Origin of the sequence: Hymenobacter mellowenesis (assembly GCF_030581005.1) — a bacterium.
Lineage (GTDB): Bacteria > Bacteroidota > Bacteroidia > Cytophagales > Hymenobacteraceae > Hymenobacter > Hymenobacter mellowenesis.
Map to the genome: position 1 here is coordinate 63223 of NZ_JAUQSX010000003.1, position 20165 is coordinate 83387.

21 protein-coding genes are annotated in these 20165 nt (G+C 60.6%); 15 read left to right on the plus strand and 6 right to left on the minus strand.

Annotation, left to right across the window (positions count from 1 at the left end; genetic code table 11):
* The first annotated feature begins 2 nt into the window (after positions 1-2).
* Complete coding sequence (locus Q5H92_RS06760; RefSeq protein ID WP_305010740.1) at positions 3-698, plus strand: alpha/beta fold hydrolase; 696 nt, start codon at positions 3-5, stop codon at positions 696-698.
* A gap of 247 nt (positions 699-945) precedes the next feature.
* Here Q5H92_RS06760 and Q5H92_RS06765 read toward each other — a convergent pair whose 3' ends face one another.
* Positions 946-1503 carry a hypothetical protein gene (locus tag Q5H92_RS06765; RefSeq protein ID WP_305010741.1) on the minus strand — a complete coding sequence of 186 codons (558 nt, stop codon included), beginning with the start codon at positions 1501-1503 and terminating at the stop codon, positions 946-948.
* A gap of 184 nt (positions 1504-1687) precedes the next feature.
* On the minus strand, positions 1688-2485 hold the full coding sequence (locus Q5H92_RS06770) for a M48 family metallopeptidase (RefSeq protein WP_305010742.1): 798 nt from the start codon (positions 2483-2485) through the stop codon (positions 1688-1690).
* Positions 2486-2676: 191 nt separating this feature from the next.
* Between Q5H92_RS06770 and Q5H92_RS06775 the strand changes: the two genes are divergently transcribed.
* The 9 genes from Q5H92_RS06775 to Q5H92_RS06815 all read left to right on the plus strand — a co-directional run bounded on the left by Q5H92_RS06775 (position 2677) and on the right by Q5H92_RS06815 (position 11639).
* The gene (locus Q5H92_RS06775; RefSeq protein ID WP_305010743.1) at positions 2677-3291 is read left to right on the plus strand and encodes a fumarylacetoacetate hydrolase family protein; all 615 of its coding nucleotides are present in this window, start codon (positions 2677-2679) and stop codon (positions 3289-3291) included.
* Between the two features lie 153 nt (positions 3292-3444).
* The gene (locus tag Q5H92_RS06780; RefSeq protein ID WP_305010744.1) at positions 3445-5448 is read left to right on the plus strand and encodes a M23 family metallopeptidase; all 2004 of its coding nucleotides are present in this window, start codon (positions 3445-3447) and stop codon (positions 5446-5448) included.
* 82 nt (positions 5449-5530) lie between these two features.
* Positions 5531-5980 (plus strand): thioredoxin-dependent thiol peroxidase, encoded by a 450-nt coding sequence (gene bcp / locus Q5H92_RS06785; RefSeq protein WP_305010745.1) that lies wholly within the window; start codon positions 5531-5533, stop codon positions 5978-5980.
* A gap of 515 nt (positions 5981-6495) precedes the next feature.
* On the plus strand, positions 6496-7383 hold the full coding sequence (locus Q5H92_RS06790) for a transketolase (RefSeq protein ID WP_305010746.1): 888 nt from the start codon (positions 6496-6498) through the stop codon (positions 7381-7383).
* 159 nt (positions 7384-7542) lie between these two features.
* Complete coding sequence (locus tag Q5H92_RS06795) at positions 7543-8907, plus strand: vWA domain-containing protein (protein WP_305010747.1); 1365 nt, start codon at positions 7543-7545, stop codon at positions 8905-8907.
* Between the two features lie 30 nt (positions 8908-8937).
* Positions 8938-9474, plus strand: coding sequence for a hypothetical protein (locus tag Q5H92_RS06800; RefSeq protein WP_305010748.1), 537 nt, complete (start codon positions 8938-8940; stop codon positions 9472-9474).
* A 51-nt stretch (positions 9475-9525) separates the two neighbouring features.
* Positions 9526-10152: a GldL-related protein gene (locus Q5H92_RS06805; protein ID WP_305010749.1), complete on the plus strand. Its 627-nt coding sequence runs from the start codon at positions 9526-9528 to the stop codon at positions 10150-10152.
* 42 nt (positions 10153-10194) lie between these two features.
* Complete coding sequence (locus Q5H92_RS06810; protein ID WP_305010750.1) at positions 10195-11151, plus strand: transketolase family protein; 957 nt, start codon at positions 10195-10197, stop codon at positions 11149-11151.
* A 155-nt stretch (positions 11152-11306) separates the two neighbouring features.
* The gene (locus tag Q5H92_RS06815; protein ID WP_305010751.1) at positions 11307-11639 is read left to right on the plus strand and encodes a hypothetical protein; all 333 of its coding nucleotides are present in this window, start codon (positions 11307-11309) and stop codon (positions 11637-11639) included.
* A gap of 80 nt (positions 11640-11719) precedes the next feature.
* On the opposite strand, the gene Q5H92_RS06820 is transcribed toward Q5H92_RS06815, so the two are convergent.
* Entirely contained in the window at positions 11720-12157 is a 438-nt protein-coding gene (locus Q5H92_RS06820) for a hypothetical protein (protein WP_305010752.1), read from the minus strand.
* Between the two features lie 175 nt (positions 12158-12332).
* Here Q5H92_RS06820 and Q5H92_RS06825 point away from each other — a divergent pair, with 175 nt between their 5' ends.
* From Q5H92_RS06825 to Q5H92_RS06840, 4 genes are all read left to right on the plus strand, one after another.
* Positions 12333-12881: an RNA polymerase sigma factor gene (locus tag Q5H92_RS06825; RefSeq protein ID WP_305010753.1), complete on the plus strand. Its 549-nt coding sequence runs from the start codon at positions 12333-12335 to the stop codon at positions 12879-12881.
* Between the two features lie 65 nt (positions 12882-12946).
* Positions 12947-13408: a hypothetical protein gene (locus tag Q5H92_RS06830; protein ID WP_305010754.1), complete on the plus strand. Its 462-nt coding sequence runs from the start codon at positions 12947-12949 to the stop codon at positions 13406-13408.
* A 16-nt stretch (positions 13409-13424) separates the two neighbouring features.
* A complete protein-coding gene (locus Q5H92_RS06835) occupies positions 13425-13931 on the plus strand; it encodes a hypothetical protein (RefSeq protein ID WP_305010755.1) in 507 nt (168 codons plus the stop codon).
* A gap of 284 nt (positions 13932-14215) precedes the next feature.
* A complete protein-coding gene (locus Q5H92_RS06840) occupies positions 14216-15418 on the plus strand; it encodes an aspartate aminotransferase family protein (protein ID WP_305011079.1) in 1203 nt (400 codons plus the stop codon).
* Between the two features lie 91 nt (positions 15419-15509).
* Here the strand turns inward: Q5H92_RS06840 and Q5H92_RS06845 are convergent, their stop codons facing one another.
* Positions 15510-15968 carry a tellurite resistance TerB family protein gene (locus tag Q5H92_RS06845; protein WP_305010756.1) on the minus strand — a complete coding sequence of 153 codons (459 nt, stop codon included), beginning with the start codon at positions 15966-15968 and terminating at the stop codon, positions 15510-15512.
* A 233-nt stretch (positions 15969-16201) separates the two neighbouring features.
* Here Q5H92_RS06845 and pfkA point away from each other — a divergent pair, with 233 nt between their 5' ends.
* Positions 16202-17173, plus strand: coding sequence for a 6-phosphofructokinase (gene pfkA, locus Q5H92_RS06850; protein ID WP_305010757.1), 972 nt, complete (start codon positions 16202-16204; stop codon positions 17171-17173).
* 128 nt (positions 17174-17301) lie between these two features.
* Here the strand turns inward: pfkA and miaA are convergent, their stop codons facing one another.
* A complete protein-coding gene (gene miaA / locus Q5H92_RS06855; RefSeq protein ID WP_305010758.1) occupies positions 17302-18234 on the minus strand; it encodes a tRNA (adenosine(37)-N6)-dimethylallyltransferase MiaA in 933 nt (310 codons plus the stop codon).
* 225 nt (positions 18235-18459) lie between these two features.
* Positions 18460-20130, minus strand: coding sequence for an amidase (locus Q5H92_RS06860; protein WP_305010759.1), 1671 nt, complete (start codon positions 20128-20130; stop codon positions 18460-18462).
* Positions 20131-20165 lie beyond the last annotated feature (35 nt).

Here is a 20165-nt window from a genome sequence, read left to right on the forward strand (position 1 = left end):
CCATGAAGCCAACGCTACTTCTGCTGCACGGTGCCCTGGGCAGCCCCGCCACGCTGGAGCCGCTGGCGGCGCTGCTGGCGGCTGATTTCACGGTGAAGTCGTTCGCTTTTGCCGGCCACGGTGGGCGGGTGGTTGATTTGGCAGCATTTACGCTGCCGCACTATGCGGAGGAGGTTCGGGCGTTTCTCAAGGCGCACGAAACTCGGCCGGCGCACGTGTTTGGCTACAGCATGGGCGGCTACGCAGCGCTGCTGGCGGCCCACCGCGAGCCGGCGCGGTTTGCCAGCATCACCACGCTGGGCACCAAGCTGGACTGGTCGCCGGAATCGGCTGCGGCCGAAACCCGCTTGCTTGACCCCGAGAAGATGACGGCCAAAGTACCGGCCTTTGTGGAGATGCTGCGCCAGCGCCACGCGCCGGCCGACTGGGCCGCTGTGGTGCACGGCGTAGCCAGTCTGATGACGGCGGCCGGGGCTACCCCGCCACTAGCCGATGCCGATTTTGCTGCGTTGCGCCTGCCAGTGCAGGTGCTCATGGGCGACGGCGACCTGACACCCGAAAGAGGCAACGCCAGTCAGCTATTAGCCGAGCAACTGCCCCTGGGGCGTTACGAGGTGCTTCCTAACACGCCGCATCCCATTGAACGCGTTGACATTGCCGGTCTGGCAAACCGGATTCGGCGTTTCGCTTTGTCTTAGGCCGTCATGTCGAGCGCAGCTGGGACATCTCGCTTGTGGTAGTACACTCCATCGATTGGATTACTTCAGCACGCGAGATATCTTGGCAAGCTCGACATAACGTTCTTTTACAAATCAGTCAATAAAAAAGCCCGCTATTCAGCGGGCTTTTTTGGCGTTCGAGCCGGCTTGATTCGGGGCCGGTCGGTGGTGATGAGGACCGCCAGGGCGGTGAGGGCGGCGCGGAGCAGCCATTTGCCGGTGGTGCTCATTTGCTGGAAAACAGGTCGTTGGTGGCGTCTACTTTCAGGTCGCAGTGGCTGCCGGGGTAGCTTTCGGTGCAGCTAGTGCCCACGATGCGGCCGTTTTCAAAGTTGAAGAAGCAGGCCGGGCAGCCCACGCTGGTGAGGGTGTAGCGCTCGGCGGCCGGGCGGAGGTAGTAGGTATTGTCGCCGCTGCTGGTGAGGGGCAGGGCCATGGCCCGAAACGTGCCGCCGCGTAAGCCCATACCGATGAGGTAGTAGGTAACCGGGGCGCCGTCGTTGCCGGGCGCTTTGCGCACCTGAATCTTATCGACCACCGTGCCGTCGTTGAACTGCCGGATAAAGGCGCGGGCCAGCTCGCTGCGGGGTGTCTTGTACTCGGTGGTGGTGTCGGTGAAATGCACGATTTGCCGGCTGTCAGGCTTGGCGATTGCCTCGCCCTTCAGGCGGGTGGGGCTGCCGAACTCGTTGGTGCCGGTTTTGGCCGTTTCGCACGACATGGCCAGCAGCATCACCAACAGGCTCAGCAAGCCCAAACCAAGCAGACGAGGGAGGAATTTCATAGCGTAATTGGTATTTAGAAAGCAAGAAGATTAAAGCAAGAAGATTGATGAAAAATGGTCATGCTGAGCGCAGTCCAAGCATCTCTGCCGCAGAAGTAAATCAAAGTACTTGCGCGGTAGAGATGCTTGGACTGCGCTCAGCATGACCGTCCTTTTATATGGCTTTCACTCGCTCCTAACCGACTTAGCGGGCAGTGTAGTACTTGCGCGCCTCCGGCAGCTCGCGTTGAATGTCGGCAATGCGCGTACCATTGGAAGGGTGGGTGGAGAGGAATTCGGGCGGCGAAGCCTGGTTTTCGCGGGCGTCCATGCGCTGCCAGAACGTAATGGCGCCGTCAGGATTGTATCCGGCCATGGCCATGAAAATCAGGCCCAGGTGGTCGGCTTCCGATTCCTGGTTGCGGCCGTACTTCAGCAGGCCTACGCTGGAGCCGACGCCGAACGCCTGCAGGGCCAGTTGCTGGGTGGCGGCGCTGTTGGTGGATAGGGCCGCCGAGAGGGCTTGCCCGCCGGCCTGCTGAAGCAGGCTTTGGCTCATGCGCTCGGAGCCGTGCTTGGCCACAGCGTGGGCAATTTCGTGGGCCATGACCACGGCCAGACCGTTTTCATCCTGCGTGATGGGCAGGATGCCGGTATATACGGCCACTTTGCCGCCGGGCATGCACCAAGCGTTTTGCTGCGCATCGTCCTTGATGACGTTGAATTCCCACTGGTAGCCGGCCAGCTGGTCGGAGGCGTTTTGCTGCCGGAAATACTGTTCCACGGCGCTTTGGATGCGCTGTCCCACGCGGCGCACCAGGGCCACGTCCTGCGAATTGGTGGACAGCGGGCCTTTGGCGATGACTTCGCGGTACTGCGTGGCGGCCAGGGTGTTGATTTCGGAGTCGCTCACGAGGCTGAGCTGGCGGCGGCCCGTGATGGGCACCGTAGAGCAGGCGGCCAGAAAGGCCAGGCTGGCGACGAGGGTGAGTTTTTTGAACATAGCGTTGGGGGAAAAAGGAAGAACAGCTGCGCCCCGGGAGGGCGCGTTTGATTGGCCGCTATACGGCAGCCGGGCGGGTAAATGTTTAGCGGCGGCCGGCGCGCGGGCCAAAAATGCCCCGGCCGGGTTGCCGCAAGCCGGGGGCAGGCCGTAGTTTTGATTTCCTTCCGCCCCGTTCCGAACTTCCTTCCATGAAAATAATCTGCATCGGCCGCAACTACGCCGACCACATTGCCGAGCTGCAAAACGAAGTGCCCAGCGCGCCCGTCATCTTTATGAAGCCCGAAACGGCGCTGCTTCAGCGCGGCCAGCCTTTCTTCATCCCCGAATTTTCGCAGGACATCCACCACGAATTGGAGCTGGTGTTGCGCGTGAGCAAAAACGGCCGCCACATCGAGGAGCAATTTGCGCACACCTACTTCGACGCCATCGGCCTGGGCATCGACCTCACGGCCCGCGACCTGCAGAGTGAGCTCAAGAAAAAGGGCCTGCCCTGGGAGTTGGCCAAAGCTTTCGACGGCTCGGCGCCCATCTCGCCTACCTTCAAGCCGGTGAGCGAGTTTGCTGATTTGGCCAACATCAACTTCCATCTCGAAGTGAACGGCGAAACCCGCCAGACCGGCAACTCCAGCCTGATGCTGCACCCGTTTGCCAAAATCATCAGCTTCGTGTCGAAGTACATCTCGCTGAAAATGGGAGACTTGATTTTCACCGGCACGCCCGCCGGTGTGGGCCCCGTAAAGCTGGGCGACCAGCTGGCCGGCTACCTGGAAGGGGAGAAGCTGCTGGAACTGGCGGTGAAGTAGGTGAGTAGTTTATTGATTGAAAAACCAGAACGTCATGTCGAGCGCAGCCGAGACATCTCGCGTGCCACCACTAATCCTTTCGATTGGATTACTTCAGCACGCGAGATGTCTCGGCTGCGCTCGACATGACGTTCTTCCTGAGCATATATTAAGTTGAAGAATAAAGCGAAGTTGATAATCAGTCTGGCGCTGGCCCTTGCGGCTGGCACGCCCGGCCGAGTAGGAGGGCAGGAAGCCGACACCGCCGAGCGCAGCCGCAGCACCGTCAGCGAGCTGCTGAAGGCCGGGCGCCCCACCGTGGCGCCCGGCTACTTTATGTTTCCCATCGCGCCGGGCAAGCCCAATTTTCTGGCCGGGAGCATGGGCGAATTGCGCCCCAACCACTTCCACGGCGGCCTCGACATCAAGACCGGCGGCGGGGTGAACCAGCCCGTGTACGCCGCCGCCGACGGCTACGTGTCGCGGCTCAAGCAGTCGTCGTTTGGCTACGGCAACGTGCTCTACATCACGCACCCGAACGGCACCACCACCGTGTACGGCCACCTGAACGAGTTTAGAGGCGCCTTTGCGGCCGAGCTGCTGCGGCGGCAGTACGACAAGCAGAGCTACGAGCTGGAGGCCTTTTTTGAGAAGGATAAGTACCCCGTGAAGCGCGGGGAACTGGTGGCCCTAAGCGGTAACACCGGCGGCTCGGCGGGCCCGCACCTGCACTGGGAGGTGCGCGATGCCCAGGACCGGCAGTACAACCCGCTGCAGTGGGGCGGCTTTCCGGAAATCCAGGACCACCTGGGACCGATTTTGCAGGCGTTTGCGCTGGAGCCGCTTGGTATTGAGGCGCGGGTGAAGAACGTGTTTGCCAAAGCGCTGTTTGTGCCCAAGCTGCAGCCGGCGCCGGGCGTGGGCACCACCTGGGCCGATACCATCAGCGCCTTTGGCACGGTGGGGCTGCTGGTGCAGGGCTTCGACCGGTTCGACAATGCCTGGAACAAAAACGGCATCCAGCGGGTGAGCGTGACGGTGAACGGGCAGTCGTTTTACCAGCATAATATTGATGCCATTCCCTTCCCGACCGGTACCCGGCAGGTCGGCAACTTCGTCGATTTCCTCTACCAGAATACTCAGGGCCGCACCTTGCAAAAGCTATGGGTGGACGAGGGCAACGACCTCGGCATGTACACCACCGGCTCCACCAAAGGCCGCCTGAACGTGGAAGCCGGTAAAGTGTATAACATCGACATCACGCTGGCCGACTCCTACAACAATCAGGCGCCCGTGCACCTGGTGATACGCGGCGAGCAGCCCGAATACTTCAAAACCCGCTCGGCTACCGTGAAGAAGCCCGCCCTGCGCTTTGAGGTGACGCGCAACCTGCTCAAGGCTGTGGCGGCCGACCCCAGCGCCGACTCCGTGGCTGCCAACCTGACGCTGCTGCGCGGAGCCCGCCGCCTCGAAATCCGCCCCAGCTACACGCAGAACAGCGAAAACGTGTACCTCTACGACCTGCGCGCCGGCCTGCCCGATTCCATCCGCTTCGGCAACATCACCAAGAAATTCGACCGGCAGGTAATGATTCCGGCGGGCAAGGAAACCAGCTACGCTACCAACGCCCTCAACCTCGTGTTCGGCCGCGAAACGCTCTTCAACAACCTTTACCTAAGCACCGCCTACAAGCCTGAGGCCACCGGTAGTGGATTCTGGACGGTGGGCTCGCCTTTGCAGCCGCTCTACCACACGGCCGTGCTCACCCTTAAGCCCGCCACCCCGCCCGCCGACCCGCGCCGCACCGCCATTTACACGGCTACGGCCAGCGGGGGCAAGGCCTACCTGGGCGGCGTGTGGGACGAGCAGGGCCGGATAACGGCCAACATTCGCCAGTTCGCTTCCTACCGCATTCTGCGCGATACCACCGCGCCGCGCGGCAGCCTGATTGGACGCGCGGGCGGGCAGCTGTCGTTTTCGGTGGGCGATGATATGTCGGGCCTGGCCAGCTACCGCCTGCTCATCGGGGGTCGGTTCCGCATGCTGCGCTACGAGCACAAGAAGGCTCTGCTCTTCACCGTAGCCTCCGACACGCTGGGCCCGCGTCTGCACGGCCCCGCCGAACTGCGTCTCACCGACCAGGCCGGCAACGAGCGGGTGATTCCGCTGAACTTGTAGCGTGGACTCTGCGAGTCCGCGCATTGCACGAACTTTTCAACCCGGCGCGGACTCGCAGAGTCCACGCTACAACCCAATCCTCATGCTCCTCGAACCCGGCCAACCCGCCCCCGATTTCACCGCCCAGGACCAGGACGGCAACACCATTAGCCTGCACGACTTCCGCGGCCAGAAAGTGGCCCTCTACTTCTACCCCAAAGACGACACGCCCGGCTGCACCGCCCAGGCCTGCAACCTGCGCGACCACCAGGAAGAACTCAAAGCCGGCAACATCCAGGTCATCGGCGTGAGCATCGACGGCGAGGCGGCGCACAAGAAATTCGCCCTCAAATACGACCTGCCCTTCCCGCTGCTGGTCGATACGGAGAAGAAAATCGTGCAGGACTACGGCGTGTGGCAGGAAAAGAAAAACTACGGCAAAACCTACATGGGCACCGTGCGCACCACGTTTTTGATTGACGAAAACGGGGTGATTGAGAAGGTGATTAAGAAAGTAGACACCAAAGAACACGCCGCTCAGCTGCTGAAGTAGCAGCGGCCCGCTGCAACGGGCTCCACCGCCTGGAGCAGAGCATTACGGCGTGCCGGAACGACTGTTTTGGGGCGGCGAAGGGTACTCCGGCTTGCCGCAGCGCCTGTTTCCATCCGGCGAAGCGCGTTCCGGCTGTCTGGAGCAGATGGCGCCGGGCGGCGGAGGCCATTGCAGCGCGCCGGAACAGCCTTCGCCAGATGGAAATGGCCTTTGCAATTGGCTGCAATGGGTATTTCCAGACGGCGAAGCCTATTGCAAGCTGTTGCAATGACCGTTTTCGTTTGGCGGAGGGTACTGCAACGGGTTGCAAGGGCTATTTCCATCCGGCGAAGCCCCCGGTACGCGCGTACAAGGCTCGTTTCCATCCGGCGGAGCCCGTTGCACGCGCGTATAAGGGGCTCCGCCGCCTGGCGCTATCGGGACCGATTGCAATAGGCGAGGCCCAAAAAAGCCTTCCGGGCCCATCCTGCCAGTTGCTACCTTTACCCCCATTGAACCCAATTTCTTTCGAACTCATGGCCGATACCACCACCACCAAAACCGTAGAACAGCCCGAAAAATCCAACGAGGAGCTCAAGGAAATAGCTACGCAAGTACGCCGCGACATCCTGCGCATGGTGCACGCCGTGAACTCGGGCCACCCCGGCGGCTCGCTTGGCATCACCGATTTGCTGGTGGCGCTCTACTTCAAGGTGATGAAGCACCACCCCAAGCCTTTTGACATGGACGGCAAGGACCAGGACCTGTTTTTCCTGTCCAATGGCCACACCTCGGCCACCATGTACTCGTGTCTGGCGCGCTCGGGTTACTTCCCCGTTAGCGAGCTGGCCACCTTCCGCAAACTCAATTCGCGCCTGCAGGGCCACCCCACCACCCACGAAGGCCTGCCGGGCGTTCGGGTGGCTTCGGGCTCCTTGGGCCAGGGCCTGAGCGTGGCCTGTGGCGCCGCCCAGGCCAAAAAGATGAACGGCGACAAGCAGCGCGTGTTCGTGCTCATGGGCGACGGCGAGCTGGAAGAAGGCCAGAACTGGGAAGCCGCCATGTACGCCGCCCACCACAAAATCGACAACCTGATTGCCATCGTGGACCGCAATGGTCAGCAGATTGACGGCTCGACCGACGACATCGGCGGCCTCGGCGACCTGCGCAAGAAGTTCGAAGCCTTCGGCTGGCAGGTGTTCGAGGGCGACGGCAACCACTTCGACGCCCTGCTGCCGACCATCGAAAACTGCGTGGCCGCCACTGGCAAAGCCCGCCCCATCATGTTCATCATGGACACCAAAATGGGCTTCGGCGTCGATTTCATGATGGACGGCCACAAGTGGCACGGCGTAGCTCCGAACGACAAGCAGCTGGCCGAAGCACTGGACCAGCTAAAATCGGGGACGGACGGGGACTACTAAACCGCCTTGGTGATGAAACATCGGCCAGACGTGACGCCTCACCCCCCGACCCCCTCTCCCAAGGAAGAGGGGGCACCGGTCATGCCCCTAACGAGAGGCGGATGGCACCCCCTCTCCCTGCGGAGAGGGGGCCGCGGGGTGAGGCGCTACGTGTGGCCGATGTTGTTGCTCCTTCTGAGCTTCACCGCCCACGCCCAGAACGCCGCGCCCGAGAAGCCCAAAGTCACCCGCATTCTGTTCCTGCTCGATGCTTCGGGCTCGATGATGGCGCCGTGGGAAGGCCAGCCGCGTTGGGCCGTGGCCAAGCGCATGCTCAGCAAGATGGTCGACTCGCTCAACGCCTACCCCAACCTGGAGCTGGGCCTGCGCGTGTACGGCCACCAGTTTCCAAACGCCGACAAGAACTGCCAGGACTCCAAGCTGGAAGTGCCCTTTGCTCCGCGCAACGCCAAAGCCATCAAGGAAAAATTGACCACGCTGAAGGCGCAGGGCAACACGCCCATCACTTACTCGCTGGAGCAGTCGGCCAACGACTTTCCGACGGATAAGTCGTCGCGCAACGTGCTCCTGCTGATTACCGACGGCCTCGAATCGTGCAACCGCGACCCCTGCGCGGCTTCCATCGCGTTGCAGCGCAAGCACGTTTTCCTCAAGCCCTTCGTCATCGGCATCGGGGCCGAGCGGGACTTTGGCAAGCAACTCGAATGCCTGGGCCAGTACTACAACGCCGCCGATGTGCAAACCTTTCGCACGGTGATGGACGACGTCATTGCCCAAACGCTGAGCAAAACCACCGTCTCCGTCAACCTCACCGACGCCGCCGGCAAGCCCGTGGAAACGAACGTGAACATGACCTTCGTGAACAACGTGACCGAGCAGCCGGAGTACAACTACGTGCATTACCGCGACGCCCAGGGCAAGCCCGACGTGCTCGACATCGACGCCCTGCAGAGCTACGACCTCGTGATAAACACCGTGCCGCCCGTGCGCCAGGCCAACCTGCCCATCAAGCCCGGCAAGGCCAACGTCTTCACCTTCAAAACGCCACAGGGCACGCTCTGGCTGCAAAACCCGCCCATCACGCCCAACCCCTACGGCACCATCCGGGCGGTGGTGCGCAGCCAGGCGGGCGCCACCGTCACGGCCGGTAGTTTCGGCACCCGCCAGAAGCTGCTGGCCGGCAACTACGAAGTAGAGGCCCTCACGCTGCCGCGCACCATGCGCCGCCTCACCATCAAGCAAGGCCAGGAATACACCTTCACCTACGCCGCCCCCGGCACCCTCAATATCACGTCGGATTTGAAAGGCTACGGCAGCTTGTATCAGTTGAATGATGACGAGTCGCAAACCTGGATTTACGACCTGCCGCAGGGCGGGAGCAGCAAAATCAACCTGCCCATGCAGCCGGGCGCCTACCGGCTGGTGTTCCGCACCAGCAACAGCACCGCCAGCAAGTTTACGGATGTGCGCAACTTCACTATCCGGAGTGGGCAAACGACTTCGGTGGCCATTTTCGGGAAGTAGCGCACCGCAGTTAAGGAAACGACAACGACTATGAAATTTCTGAAAATAAGTTCTTTCGCTTTCCTGCTGGTCGCGTTGCTGGCTTTTGTTGGAGCTGGTATTGAGCTTGAACCAAAAGCATTGCTGGGCAATAAAATCGAGCTGAAGATTCCGAAAGGCTTCGATATTATGTCGGAGGAGATGGCCAAGGCTAAGTATCCCACCGAGCGCCGGCCTACACTGATTTACACGAATGAATCGGGGGGTATCAACGTCGCGCTGAACCTGACCAGCAACAAGGCTACCCAGGCCCAGATGCCAGCTTACAAAGATAATTTTGTTAAGACTTTCAAAAACCTGTATCCATCAGCCGAATGGAAGCAGACCGGCATCAAAGAGGTGAATGGCCGTAAAGTAGGCTTCGTTGAACTCGTTACCCCGGCCATCGACACCAAGGTATATAACCTGATTTTCTTTACTGATTTGGATGGTCAACTATTGCTTTGCACCTTCAATTGCACCGAGAAAAGCATGGCGCAGTGGCAGCCTGCGGCCAAAGAAATTATGGCTTCATTGAAGCTGAAATAACTCAAATGAAGTAGTGTTTCGCCTCAAGTAGTCCGCACTATCAACCAACCCATGCAAAGGTCATTTCTATTTGATACGCTGCTGCCGAAGATGGAAGTCATCGGGTGGGTGGTGGCTATTATTGGTTTGGCTGGCAAATGGTGGTTATTGGCCGGGGGGAGTATGATGCTCATCGTCGGACTGTCCACGCTCAGCGTCGTCTACTTTCTCAGCACCTACGCGCCGGCCCGCATCAAGGAGGAAGACGCCTTGAGTGAGGGACACCGGAAGCCAAGCGCGCCGTTTGCCGCTACATCAAACGCACCTTCTTTCTTAGCTGACCTGCTGCTGCCCAAAGTCATTAACATGAGCAGCGCCGTACTGCTCATTGGCATGCTGTTCAAGCTGATGTCTTGGAATGGCAGCCAAATGATGCTTATGGTAGGGGAGAGTACCCTTTTTACCGCCGTTATTCTCCTGCTGCTCAACCAACGTATGCACGTACGGGCGCTGGTGCTGGTCGTGTTGGGCGGACTGCTGATGTACATTTCGGCCGACGACCTAGTGCGCCAGTTCCATCGCAACGACCCGGTTCTGGTCGAGAAAATGATTTACCGCAACCACCACCCGCGCGACCGGGCCGCCCAGGAGGCCGTCCGGGAGCACCTGCGGCAACAGCGGGACCAACGCTACAATTAATTCGCAACGCTAGGCCGCTCACGGCCCAAAATCAAACACCTCATGAAAGACTTCCCCTACACCGAATCGAAAGATACCCGCAGCGGCTTCGGCGCGGGCCTGGCCGAGCTGGGCGCCTCCAACCCCAACGTCGTCGCCCTTTGTGCTGACCTCACCGGCTCGCTCAAGATGGACGCCTTCAAAAAGGCCTTCCCCGAACGGTTTTTCCAGGTGGGCATTGCCGAAGCCAACATGATGGGCGTGGCCGCCGGCATGACCATAGGCGGCAAAATCCCGTTCACGGGCACCTTCGCCAATTTCAGCACCGGCCGCGTGTATGACCAGATTCGCCAGAGCATTGCCTATTCGGGCAAGAACGTGAAAATCTGCGCCTCCCATGCCGGCCTCACGCTGGGCGAAGACGGCGCCACCCACCAGATTCTGGAAGACCTGGGCATGATGAAAATGCTGCCCGGCATGACCGTCATCAACCCCTGCGACTACAACCAGACCAAAGCCGCCACCCTCGCCATCGCCGACTACGAAGGCCCCGTGTACCTGCGCTTTGGCCGCCCCGTGGTGCCCAACTTCACGCCCGCTGACCAGAAATTCGAAATCGGCAAGGCCTGGACCCTCAACGAAGGCACCGACGTGAGCATCTTCGCCACCGGCCACTTGGTGTGGAAGGCCGTGCTGGCCGGCAAACTCCTGGCCGAGAAAGGCATTAATGCCGAAATCATTAATATCCACACCATCAAGCCGCTCGATGATGCGGCCATCCTCGCCTCGGTGCGCAAAACGCGCTGCGTGGTGACGGCCGAAGAGCACCAGATGAACGGCGGCCTCGGCGACAGCATTGCCCAACTGCTGGCCCGCGAAGAGCCTCTGCCCCTGGAGATGGTGGCCGTGCACGACAGCTTCGGCGAAAGCGCTACCCCCGACCAACTGATGGAGAAATACAAGCTCAACGAAGCCGCCATCGTGGCCGCCGTAGAAGCGGTGATGAAGCGGAAGAAATAAAGCTGTCAGCTAGCTGAAAAAGCCCCGTAGCGGAAACGTTACGGGGCTTTTGTGGTATTTCGATTATTTTTGGTTTCTCTCCAAAACCTCAAAATCACTCCTTACTTGCCATGAAAAAGAGCGTTTTATTGGCCGGAATAAATGTGCTTTTTGCCTTGGCTGCACTCAACGCTGCGGCGCAGGCCGCCCCCCAAAGCACGCTCAAGTACGGGAAATACGGCTGCACGGCATCGAAATATAACGGCAGCTACTACGAGTTTATCCCGCACGGCTCGTTCACGATAAACCCCGATGGGACGTATTTCTACTCGGGTTTTGCAAAGCCCAGCAAGGGAAAATTCACGGTCGACAAAGCGGGTAACCTGCTGTTTATCGGCGGCTACCTCGATAAAGGCAAAGCGGAAAAAATAGACCGGCCCAATAAGTTTTTTCTGGTGTTTCCCACCATCCCCGACAACCGCTGGACCTGCTCCTGCGTGGACAAATAGGTGCGCAAGCGGATGGCCGGAGGGCCAATAGCAGAGGATTTGTAAATTGAAAATGCGCAGTTAATCAAATGATTGAGGCGTTACCCATCGATATTGGAAACCCGGCCGTTCAGGTCGTAGCTGATGCGGGTATTGCCAATTTCGGTAATTTGGTCGTTGAGATTGTACCGGATGCGCAGAGAGCCCACTTCCCTGATTCGGTCGCTCAAATCGTATGAAATGGCGCTGCTGCCAATCCTTCGGATGCGGTCGTTCAGGTCGTATTCGATGCCCACGCTGCCGATGCTTCTCAACCGGCCGTTCAGGTCATAATCGATGCGTCCCTTGCCGTTGATGTAGTAATCGAGCAATTGGCCCGCGTCCGAAAGGTAAATGGTGAAGTCTTCCTGCCTGATGCGGAAGCTCACCTTTCCGCTCTGCGACACACTGGCAGAAACCGGATTTTGAGCCCGGGCCGGAGCCGTTAGCGCGGTAGCTAGCCCGAACAGAATGATGGCGAAGAGAGTAGCGGGTTTCATACGTGTGGAAACCGAGGAGGTGGAACAACGTGGTGTGGTGCATTTATCGGGCCAAATGGAGGCGATGGAGGCCCATCCGGCCGGAAATGGAATAAACGTTCTGGGAGATGGTTAAACGCGACGCCTACCTTGCGGTCTGACCAACTGTTTACGGCTTACACCCCGGCCTCCTCGTTTGGAAGACCACGAAATCCTCCTCAAGTTCCAGAACCCCGCCAGCCGCAACCTGGCGTTCAACCAGCTCGTGCGCAAATATCAGAGCAAGGTGTACTGGCACGTGCGCAAGATGGTGATTGACCACGACGACGCCGACGACCTCACCCAGGACGTATTCGTCAAGGTGTGGAAGCACCTCGAAAACTTCCGCCAGGACGCGGCCCTTTTTACCTGGATATACCGCATTGCCACCAACGAGTGCCTCAACTTCCTGAGCAGCAAGCGGCGCAAGTTTCTGCTGCCCCTCACCGACGTGGGCGCCGAGCTGGCCGCCAAAATGGAAGCCGACCCCGCCGTAGCCGGCGACGAGATTGAGCTGAAGCTGCAACGCGCCATTCTGCGCCTGCCCGACAAGCAGCGCCTCGTATTTAACCTGCGCTACTACGACGAGATGCCCTACGAGCAAATGGCCGAAATAACGGGCACCAGCGTGGGCGCCCTGAAAGCCAGCTACCACCACGCCGTGAAAAAAGTGGAGGAATACGTGACCCGCACCACCGACGATTAATCGGCCGAAAGACAAATTTTTATTCGCGGAGTTAAACGCCGCCCCCCGTTCTTCATCAAACCCCCATGAAAACTGCTTTTAAGCTTGACGCGCATCCCCGGCGGCCCCGCCCGCTGCTGAGCGAGCCGCCCGCAGGCTACTTCGATAAACTGCCCACCCAGATAATGGCCCGGCTGCCCCAGGCCGACACCCGCCCCGCCGTGCCCGGCTGGCTGGCCTGGCTCACGCCCGCGCTGCGCACCAGCCTAGCCTCGGTGGCCGTGCTGGGCGGCTTTGCGGCCTCGTTCTACATGAGCGGCACGCCGCGCCTGGTGCCGGCTACGGCCGCCACGGCCTCGCTCGATGCCGTGCCGCGCACCGAGCTGGTGGGCTACCTGCTCACGAGCGGCGCCCGCGTCGAGAATTCTGACCTCGCGGTGCTCACCGCCGCTCATCCCAACATTGCCAAAGGCTTTCTGCACGCTTCGACCGAAGAGTTGAATGACGTCCTGGACGCCCAGCCCGCCGAAGACCTGAATTATCTATAAAATCCATTTCCCGTATATGCCTTCTATCGCATCCGTTTTTCGATTATTGAGTCTGGCGGCCCTACTGGCCGCCGCGGCGCCCGCTGCACACGCGCAGGGCGGAGGCCTTGGCAACGGCTTGGGCGGCCGCAGGGCTGGCCAACGCCTCGGCCAACTCGAAAACGCCAAAATCGCCTTCATTACCAACCGCGTTTCGCTCACCCAGGACCAGGCCCAGAAATTCTGGCCGCTCTACAACGAGTTTTCGACCAAGCGCCGCGAGCTCAACCGCAGCGGCCGCTTGCTGCGCCGCGATGTGACCGAGGGCATGACCGACCAGCAAATCCGCGACAATTTCACCCAGGCCTTCGCCATGCGCCAGCAGGAGCTGAATCTGGAGAAGGAATATTTCGACAAGTTCCAGAAAGTCATTTCGCTGCGCCAGGTGGCTCAGCTGTTTCAGGCCGAGCGCGACTTCACCAAGGAAGTCATCAAGCGCGTGGCCGGGCCGGGTGGGGCCGCCCCGGCTCTGGGCAACGATTAATTCCCTTTCCTTTCTGAGCTATGCTAAAAGGCCGCTGCCCCCGCAGCGGCCTTTTACTTTTGCGGAATAATCGAAATGGGTTGCCGTTGGTTTTAGGTTCGTTGCCTTTTGACCTCTAGGCCGTCATGCAGAGCGCAGCGCAGCATCTCGCGTGTAGAAGTGACTAAATCAATTGGTTTACTGCAGCACGCAAGATGCTTCGCTGCGCTTTGTATGACGTTCTTAAGACCAGTTGCCGTGCACAAAATCCGTTTAATCCGTAAAATCCGAGCGAATCCGTGGTCCTGACACCCCGCCAACTCTTTCTGCGCCACCAGGCCCAAACCTCCGATTTCCCGCTGCTGCTGGAGATTGAGCGGGCCGAGGGTATCTATATGTACGGTCCCGACGGCCGCCGCTACCTCGACCTGATTTCGGGCATTGGCGTGAGCAACGTGGGCCACCGCCACCCGCGCGTGCTGGCCGGTATCCAGGCTCAGCTCGACAAGTACCTGCACCTGATGGTGTACGGCGAGCTGGTGCAGGCCGTGCCCGCCCAGCTGGCCGAGGCCATCCACCAAACCCTGCCCGCGCACCTCGATTCGGTGTATTTCACCAACTCCGGCACCGAAGCCATTGAGGGCGCCCTGAAGCTGGCCAAGCGCCACACCGGCTGCACCGGGCTCGTGTCCTGCCTCAACGCCTACCACGGCTCCACGCACGGCGCCCTGTCCATCACGGGCTCCGAGAGTTTCAAGAACAGCTTTCGCCCGCTGCTGCCCGACGTGCACCACATCCGCCACAACGAGCTGGCCGACTTGGAATTCATCACCGAGCACACCGCCGCCATCATTATCGAAACCGTGCAGGGCGAGGCCGGCGTGCGCGTGCCCAGCCCCGACTACCTGCCGGCTCTGCGCGCCCGCTGCACCGAAGTAGGCGCCCTGCTCATTCTCGACGAAATCCAGTGCGGCTACGGGCGCACAGGCAGCATGTGGGCCTTTGAGCAGTTTGGCATCGAGCCGGATATCCTGGTGTGCGCCAAGGGAATGGGAGGCGGCATGCCCATCGGGGCCTTCATTTCGAGCACTGAAATCATGTCGGGATTCAAAACCAACCCCATTCTGGGGCACTGCACCACCTTTGGCGGGCACCCGGTGAGCTGTGCGGCGGCACTGGCCACGCTGCAGGTTATTCAGGACGAGAAGCTAGCCGAGGGCGTGGCGGCCAAAGCCGCCCGGTTTCGGGCGCAACTGCGGCACCCGGCCATTCGGGCCGTACGCGGCTGCGGCCTGCTGATGGCGGTGGAGTTCGATTCGTTTGAGGTCCTCAAACCCATCATCGACTACGCGCTGGAGCACGAAGGCATTCTCACCGACTGGTTCCTGTTCTGCGACAACTCGCTGCGGCTGGCCCCGCCGCTCATCATCACCGATGCGCAGATTGACGAAGCCTGCGCGGCCCTGCTGCGGGCAGTAGCGCACATTACGGAAGGCGGAAGGGCATAAACGAAACCGGCCCGCCAAATCCTGCGAAAGCAGGATGGCGGGCCGGGCTTAAGTTCAGGCAAATAGCCGAGAGTAAGCTTATGCCATAGGCCTACAGCGTTACCGTAGGCCGGGGCAATTCGTTATAGTTCAGGAAGGAAGTGCTTTCCTCCTTGATGCGCTCGCGCGGCAGACCGTCTTTTACGCCCTGCGAGATTTTGCGGACCAGCACGCCCACAATGGCTTTGCGGAAGCCCAGCTTCTCGGCCATCATGATGCAGAATTCCATCTCGGTTTCATCCACCACACCGTCGGCCAGCATCATGTCGACAAGGTCGAAAATCTGGTCGAAGCGCTCGGAGTCGTTGGTCGGGAGGTCGTTGCTGGTGCCTTTTGCCCCCGAAACCAGGGCTTGCACGTCGGACTGGCTCAAGCCGTTTTTCTTGCCCACCGCCAGGATGAAGTTCATTTCCCGGGCGTCGATGTGGCCATCCGCTTTGGCCAGTGCCGCCAGGTTCAGCAGGTGGCCTTTGATTTTTTTTGCCTGCTCATTTTCAAAAAAACCGAACATAAAACGTGGGAATTAAGAGGTGGGAGATGATTTGAAGGCTTTTAGGCCGATTATGGAGGTAAGATACACGAAAAAACGACCGGTTTTGCATCTGATTACGCGAAATCTTGAAAAAAAGATAACTCGGCCGTTGGCGACATTCTCGGGCTTGCTGATGGGGGTTTGCAATCGTTTCGCCAACTTTGCGGGGTTTGGGCGCCATTGGTGCGCCCGGTTGCTTTAAGAATCAGGAGATGAAAAGAATAGCAGTATTTACCAGCGGCGGCGACTCGCCGGGCATGAACGCCGCCATTCGGGCGGTGGTCCGCACGGCCACGTATCACGGCATTGAGGTATACGGCATCATGCGCGGCTACAGCGGCATGATTAAAGGTGAATTTGTGCGGCTCGATTCCGCGTCGGTATCCAACACGGTGCAAAAGGGCGGCACCATTCTGAAATCGGCCCGCAGCCTGAAATTCATGACCAAGGAAGGCCGCCAGCAGGCTTTCGACCAGCTGGTGAATCACGGCATTGAAGGCCTCGTGGCCATTGGCGGCAACGGCACTTTCACGGGTGCCACCATTTTTGAAGAGGAATTCGGCATTCCCACGGTGGGCGCGCCTGGCACCATCGACAACGACCTCTACGGTACCGACTACACCATCGGCTACGACACGGCCGTGAACACGGCCTTGGAGTGCATCGACAAAATCCGGGACACGGCCGACTCGCACGACCGGTGCTTTTTCGTGGAGGTGATGGGCCGCGACTCGGGCTACATCGCCATTCCGTGCGCCATCGGGGGCGGGGCCGAAATCGTGATGATTCCCGAGACCCAGATGAGTACCGACGTGGTGGTGGAAACCCTGCAGGCGGGCTGGAAACGCTCCAAAACCTCGTTCATCGTCATCGTGGCCGAGGGCGACGAGGAAGGCAACGCCACTCAGGTGGCCGCCCGCGTGAAAGAAGCCATCCCGCAGCTCGACACCCGCGTGACGGTGATTGGCCACATTCAGCGCGGCGGTTCGCCCACGGCCTCCGACCGCCTGTTGGGCTCCCAAATCGGCATCGCCGCCGTGGAAGGCCTGATGAACGGCATGCGCAATGTGATGGCCGGCATCATTGATAAGAAGCTGGTTTACACACCGTTTGTTGATACCATTAACAAGAAGAAGCTCATCAACCAGAGCTTCATGCGGATGGTGGAGATTCTGAGCGTGTAGGTTAGAAAAAATCGAAATAAAGCCCGTCATGCTGAGCGCAGCCGAAGCATCTCTACCGCTGGAGTAAATCAATTACTTGCACGGTAGAGATGCTTCGACTGCGCTCAGCATGACGGGCTTCATTCCAGTTACCCCAAATCCACCCACTGATACGCCGTATCCCTTCGCAGCCAGGTAAGCTGGCGCTTGGCGTAGCGGCGGGTATTGCGCTGAAGCAGGCGCACGGCTTCGGCCCAGTCGTATTCCCCATCCAGAAAGCCGAAAATTTCCTGGTAACCCACGGTTTGCAGGGCGTGGTGGTGGCGGTAGGGGAGGACGGCGCGCACTTCTTCGAGCAGGCCGGCGGCCAGCATGTGCTCCACGCGTAGGTTGATGCGCTGGTATAATGCCTCCCGCTCGCGGGTGAGGGCCACTTTTACGTTGCGGAAGAGCGGGTTTTCGGGCGGCGGGCCATCGGTGTGGAAGCTGGAAAACGGCCGGCCGGTGGCGCGGGTGATTTCGAGGGCGCGCACTACGCGCTGGTGGTTTTGCTGGTCGATGCGGGCGTGGGCCACGGGGTCGGTTTCGGCCAATTCAGCCACGAGGTGGAGCAGGCCGTGAGTGGCCAACTCGGCCTGGAGCTGCTGTCGGACCTCGGGCGGCACGCTGGGCAGCTCGTCGAGCCCATCGGTGACGGCCTGCACGTAGAGGCCTGAGCCGCCGGTGAGGATGACTAGTTGATGTTTTTGGAACAGCTCCTGCAGCACGGCCAACGCATCGGTGGCGAAGCGGCCGGCGCTGTAATCTTCGCCGATGCTGTGGCTGTTGATGAAGTGGTGGGGCACGCCCTGCATTTCCTCGGGCGTAGGCTTGGCCGTGCCAATGCTCATCTCGCGGAAAAACTGGCGCGAGTCGGCCGACACGATTTCGGTGCCGAACTGCTGGGCCAGCTGCACGCACAGGGCAGTTTTGCCCACGGCCGTGGGGCCGGCAATGGTGAGCAACACGGGCCGCGGGTCGGCGGGCGTGGGGGCGAGCTGGGCGAGGATTTCGGGCGGAAGTAAAGGGGAGGGTTGTGTCATTGCGGGGTAGCTTCTTGTTATTGCGAGCGTAGCGAAGCAACCAAAGGTCAGCGAAGCTAATCCGTCCTGTTCTCAGCGACTAACCTAATAATGTGACAAAATTAAAAGCAGAAAGCCCCGACTCTGCACAGAGCTGGGGCTTTCTGGTAAAAGGGCGTGCCTGATTTTGACAGGACGGATTAGCTTCGCTGACCTTTGGTTGCTTCGCTGCGCTCGCAATGACAATTACAAAGTCGGGTGTTTCTCGTCAAAGGCCGTGGCGTCCTGGTAGGCTTTGGCCAGGGCCAGGAGCTTGCCTTCCTCGTAGAGCTGGCCCACGAAGGTGATGGTGGTGGGCAAGCCGGCAGCGGTGAAGCCGTTAGGCAGGGCAATGGCCGGATGGCCAGTGAGGTTGGTGATAACTAGGCTGGCGCTGAAGGTGGGCGTGATGTAGCAGTCGAAGCCTTTGAGCTTTTCGTCCATCTGCTCGATGAGCAGGCTGCGGGCGCGCTGGGCCTGGATGTACTCCACGGCCGGAATGAAGCGCGACGAGCGGAAGGTATTGGGCCAGGCGGAGCGGTTTTGCAGCACCATCTGGCCGTCGCGGCCCGAGCGGGTGAGGCCGTCGAACGCTGCCGCGCCCTCGGCCGTGAGGATGAAGCGCAGGATATTGCCTGACAGCGCGGGCATTTCCAGCGGCACCAGCTCGACGCCCAGCTTGCGCAGCGCGTCGAGGGCGGCCTGGTCGTTGGCTTTGGTGGGGTATTCCTGGTCGAAGGCCTTTTTGATGTAACCTACGCGCAGCTTTTTCACGTTGCCGAAGGCGTACTCGAAGCGGTTGGGGGCCAGCAGGGTGGCGGGGTCGCGGGCATCGGGGCCGGCGGCGGTGAGGGCGGCCAGCACGATTGCGCAGTCCTCGGCCGAGCGGGCCAGGGGGCCGGCCTTGTCCATGGTCCAGCTCAGGGCCATGGCGCCGGCGCGGCTCACGCGGCCGTAGGTGGGGCGCAGGCCCGTGACGCCGCAGGCCGTGCTCGGGCTGAGGATGGAGCCCAGCGTTTCGGTGCCGATGGCAAACGGCAGCAGCCCCGCCGCCACCGCCGACGCCGAGCCCGCCGACGAGCCGCTGGAACCTTTGGTCACGTCCCAGGGCGTGCGGGTTTTTTCGCCAAACCACACGTCGCCCTGCGCCAGCTCGCCCAGCGTGAGCTTGGCGCAGAGCACGGCGCCGGCGGCGCGTAGGCGCTCCACCACGGCGGCGTCTTCGTCCAGCATCTGGTCTTTGTAAGGCACCGAGCCCCAGGTTGTATTGTAACCTTTGGCGCTGAACAAGTCCTTCACCCCGAAGGGAATACCGTGCAGCGGCCCGCGGTACTTACCGGCCGCTATTTCGGCGTCGGCCTGCCGGGCCTGCTGATAGGCCAGGTCCTCGGTGAGGGTGATGACGCAGTGCAGCTTAGGGTCGTATTTCTTGAGGCGGGTGAGGCAGAAGCGGGTGAGGTCTTCGGAGGTGATGAGGCCAGTGCGCAACAGTTCGCCCAGCTGATGTACGGTGTAGAAGGCGAGGTCGTCGCGGTTGGCGGGCAGCTTTACTTTGCCCACGTCGGGCAGGCGGCCGGCGCTGCCCCCGCTGCTCAGTTGCGCTTGCCGCAACCGCAGCGGGCGCGGGTCGAACCCCACGGCCGGAGCCACGCTGTTGGGCATGTCCAGTTTGCGCAGAGCCTCGTAGTTGTCGCGGTAGCCCGTCAGGTTGCGGCGGGTCGAGTCGAGCTGGGCATCGGTGAAGCTCAGGCCCATGAGCTGCTGGGCGGCGCGTAGCAGGGGCACCGTGATTTCTTCGGGGGCGCTGGGGCGGGCCACCAGGGCGCCAGTTGCGAAGCAGGCCGTGCCGAGGAGCAGGGCGGGTAGAAGCTTTTTCAAAGGGAAAAGAATGGGAATCCGTTCAGGATATAACT

What these genes read in the sequence shown, in the direction of transcription:
- Q5H92_RS06760 (WP_305010740.1), top strand. Translation starts at nt 3, where the DNA reads ATGAAGCCAACGCTACTTCTGCTGCACGGTGCCCTGGGCAGCCCCGCC.
- Q5H92_RS06765 (WP_305010741.1), bottom strand. Translation starts at nt 1,503, where the DNA reads ATGAAATTCCTCCCTCGTCTGCTTGGTTTGGGCTTGCTGAGCCTGTTG.
- Q5H92_RS06770 (WP_305010742.1), bottom strand. Translation starts at nt 2,485, where the DNA reads ATGTTCAAAAAACTCACCCTCGTCGCCAGCCTGGCCTTTCTGGCCGCC.
- Q5H92_RS06775 (WP_305010743.1), top strand. Translation starts at nt 2,677, where the DNA reads ATGAAAATAATCTGCATCGGCCGCAACTACGCCGACCACATTGCCGAG.
- bcp (WP_305010745.1), top strand. Translation starts at nt 5,531, where the DNA reads ATGCTCCTCGAACCCGGCCAACCCGCCCCCGATTTCACCGCCCAGGAC.
- Q5H92_RS06790 (WP_305010746.1), top strand. Translation starts at nt 6,496, where the DNA reads ATGGCCGATACCACCACCACCAAAACCGTAGAACAGCCCGAAAAATCC.
- Q5H92_RS06795 (WP_305010747.1), top strand. Translation starts at nt 7,543, where the DNA reads ATGTTGTTGCTCCTTCTGAGCTTCACCGCCCACGCCCAGAACGCCGCG.
- Q5H92_RS06800 (WP_305010748.1), top strand. Translation starts at nt 8,938, where the DNA reads ATGAAATTTCTGAAAATAAGTTCTTTCGCTTTCCTGCTGGTCGCGTTG.
- Q5H92_RS06805 (WP_305010749.1), top strand. Translation starts at nt 9,526, where the DNA reads ATGCAAAGGTCATTTCTATTTGATACGCTGCTGCCGAAGATGGAAGTC.
- Q5H92_RS06810 (WP_305010750.1), top strand. Translation starts at nt 10,195, where the DNA reads ATGAAAGACTTCCCCTACACCGAATCGAAAGATACCCGCAGCGGCTTC.
- Q5H92_RS06820 (WP_305010752.1), bottom strand. Translation starts at nt 12,157, where the DNA reads ATGAAACCCGCTACTCTCTTCGCCATCATTCTGTTCGGGCTAGCTACC.
- Q5H92_RS06830 (WP_305010754.1), top strand. Translation starts at nt 12,947, where the DNA reads ATGAAAACTGCTTTTAAGCTTGACGCGCATCCCCGGCGGCCCCGCCCG.
- Q5H92_RS06835 (WP_305010755.1), top strand. Translation starts at nt 13,425, where the DNA reads ATGCCTTCTATCGCATCCGTTTTTCGATTATTGAGTCTGGCGGCCCTA.
- Q5H92_RS06845 (WP_305010756.1), bottom strand. Translation starts at nt 15,968, where the DNA reads ATGTTCGGTTTTTTTGAAAATGAGCAGGCAAAAAAAATCAAAGGCCAC.
- pfkA (WP_305010757.1), top strand. Translation starts at nt 16,202, where the DNA reads ATGAAAAGAATAGCAGTATTTACCAGCGGCGGCGACTCGCCGGGCATG.
- miaA (WP_305010758.1), bottom strand. Translation starts at nt 18,234, where the DNA reads ATGACACAACCCTCCCCTTTACTTCCGCCCGAAATCCTCGCCCAGCTC.